This window comes from Micromonospora sp. NPDC023814 (assembly GCF_040639595.1).
Classification (GTDB): Bacteria; Actinomycetota; Actinomycetes; order Mycobacteriales; family Micromonosporaceae; genus Micromonospora.
The window spans coordinates 1-2,267 of the sequence record NZ_JBFAAF010000202.1 but is presented as its reverse complement, the minus strand read 5'-3'; the positions used below and the strand labels follow the sequence as shown (position 1 = coordinate 2,267).

The window sequence follows — 2,267 nt, the reverse complement described above, 5'->3', positions numbered from 1 at the left end:
CAAACTCGTCGAACGACCCACCGCCGAACTCGACACGACCGACGCCGCAGCCGCCTGATCAAGATTTCTCATCCACAAGTCTTGACTATTGCTCCTGTTCGTCGCCAGATCGACCAGCAGTGCAGGGTGTGCGCTGGTGGTAGTGGCTGGGCACGTTATCGGGGAACTCACCGGGCTCAAATCTCTCAGGGCGGGGATGAACCACCTCAGCCGGAGCCCGTTAGTAACAACTGTGCGCGCGAGAACGAGGCACAGCCCGGCCTCCGTCTGGTCCCGGCAACCCCGACGCGATCCGAACCGAGGGTCGCCGCCAGCCCCTTCCCGCCGCCGTGCCGGCCGCCGCCCCCACCAGCACCTCTGCGGATTCGGCTCGCCTGTCACGTCGACAGCAAGGACACCCTCGCCGTCCACACCACCGCCGAAGACCTGAGCGCCGTCCACCTTCGGGGTATCTCATGACCGGCCAGCGCGCCGCCCGCAGCAGACGCCGACGAGAAGCAGGGCCGCCATCACCCCAACCCGCACCCGACAAATCAGCCACGAGGTCGAGGAGAGCCACCGTGCCACGTCCCGATGACCGCGCCACCGCAGACGAGCACATTGGCAATCCCACCGCCGAACTCAGCCGCCACGTCGGCACCCATCAATACACCACCCGCCGTGCCGACGGCCTCGACGCAGACCTTCGCAGCGAAACCCGTGCCGTCCGCGACCAGGCCGCCGAACGCGCCCAGGCCCGAGACGAGCGATCCACCCTCACCGAAGTTGGCCGCCTCGCCCAGCGCTACGACCAAGCCGCCGCCCAACGAGACAAGCTCGTCAACGTCATCGGCCGCCTCATCAGTCTCCCGCCCGAAGCCGTCGCAGACGCCTACGAAGTCGACTACGGCGCCTCGCCAGCGCGCCTCGACTCCTCGCGCCGGACACAAGAGGATGAGCGGGCCGATGGGCGACGCGCCGTCGAGCTGGCCGTGACATCCGCCTTCCCGGCCACCGACCCGGGTAGGGTGGCACACCGCCGTCACGCCCCGGCCTCTAACGCCAGAACCTGGATCACCTCGGAGCGGCGAGCGTTCGTGCGGCTGTCTACGCGGAAGCGGTGCGCTGAGGCGGTGCTGGCGGCCCTCGATTGCGGACCGCCGCCCGCGCCAGACGCCGCCGAGGAGCTGAGCCGCAGCCTGACGACGTACGAGGACGAGCACCCGACGCTGTACCGCCAGACCATTCCCGACGAGTACGAGCCGTCGGCCAGTCCCAATCCGCTGCTGGATTTGGTGTCCGCCGAGTTGCGTGCCCAGGTCGGGCACGGTTCCCAGTGCGGGGCCTGCTGGCCCGCCGACGGCTGCGGGGCCTGCTGGGTGTGCCGAGCGGCCGATCCGGACGACTACCTTGCCCGTGTGGTCCGCGCCGCCCTCGCCTGGCGGGCCGCCGCGCCTGGCGTGCAACTCGCCGACGCGGTCGACGTGCTCGGCGAGGCCGTTGAGGCGCTTCTCGCCAAGTCAGCCTGCACCGACCCGACGAGGCTGGAGGCGTCGTGATCCGCGCCGTCCTGGCCGCTGTCGCCCTCGGCACCCTCGTCGCCCTCGTCGCCCTCGTCGCTGCCATCATCGGCCTCTCCGCCGCCCTCGACATCCGCTGGGCCCCAGAGATGGCCGTCGCCCAGGCCCTCGTCGCGGTTTTCCTCGGCCAGTACCTGCTCCTCGCGTACGTGCTCAGCCGAAAGGGCCGTCCGTGACTCTCCGCACCACCTACATGCCACCGCCGCCGCCTGGTCGCTCCTAGCGGTGCGCGCTCACTCGCCAGCTCGCCGACGAGGAAGCCGTCCTGATCACCGCCGAGCAGTTCGAAGCCCCCGCCCTGCTGCCCCCGCACGCGGGCCGCCACGCCCCTCGGCGGCTACGGCGACTCCACCCCCATGGGCGCCACCGCCGACCAGCCACCCCGGGTCAACCGGTGGCAGCGCCTCCTCGACCACGCCGACCGCCGCATTACCGACATCGCCGGCATGCTGCACGTCGACGGATCCAATCCGCTCGATCAGATCCTGCACGCGGTCCCGCGTACTGTGCCCGGGGCGGCCCTCCGGGTCACCGGACCGGGCGCCTGCTGCGGCAGCCCCGCCCAGGCTATTCGTAAAGTCCCGCTCGAAGCCCGGTCCACCGATCGAGGCTAAGTGCTTCAGTTCGCAAGTCCTTCGGGGGTTGACGGTTCGGTGCTTGGATGCGGCCAGTCGGTGATCGGGCTGATGAGGACGTCGCAGACGAAGT

At 70.1% G+C, this 2,267-nt stretch carries 3 protein-coding genes; all 3 read left to right on the top strand.

The annotated features are described in order from the left end of the window. The first annotated feature begins 560 nt into the window (after positions 1-560). The 3 genes from AB0G14_RS35380 to AB0G14_RS35370 all read left to right on the top strand — a co-directional run bounded on the left by AB0G14_RS35380 (position 561) and on the right by AB0G14_RS35370 (position 2,173). Positions 561-1,538 carry a hypothetical protein gene (locus tag AB0G14_RS35380; protein WP_357705117.1) on the top strand — a complete coding sequence of 326 codons (978 nt, stop codon included), beginning with the start codon at positions 561-563 and terminating at the stop codon, positions 1,536-1,538. After that, the gene (locus AB0G14_RS35375; protein ID WP_357705115.1) at positions 1,535-1,735 is read left to right on the top strand and encodes a hypothetical protein; all 201 of its coding nucleotides are present in this window, start codon (positions 1,535-1,537) and stop codon (positions 1,733-1,735) included. The genes AB0G14_RS35380 and AB0G14_RS35375 overlap by 4 nt, the downstream gene beginning before the upstream one ends. A gap of 180 nt (positions 1,736-1,915) precedes the next feature. Then, positions 1,916-2,173: a hypothetical protein gene (locus AB0G14_RS35370; protein ID WP_357705112.1), complete on the top strand. Its 258-nt coding sequence runs from the start codon at positions 1,916-1,918 to the stop codon at positions 2,171-2,173. Positions 2,174-2,267: the final 94 nt, after the last annotated feature.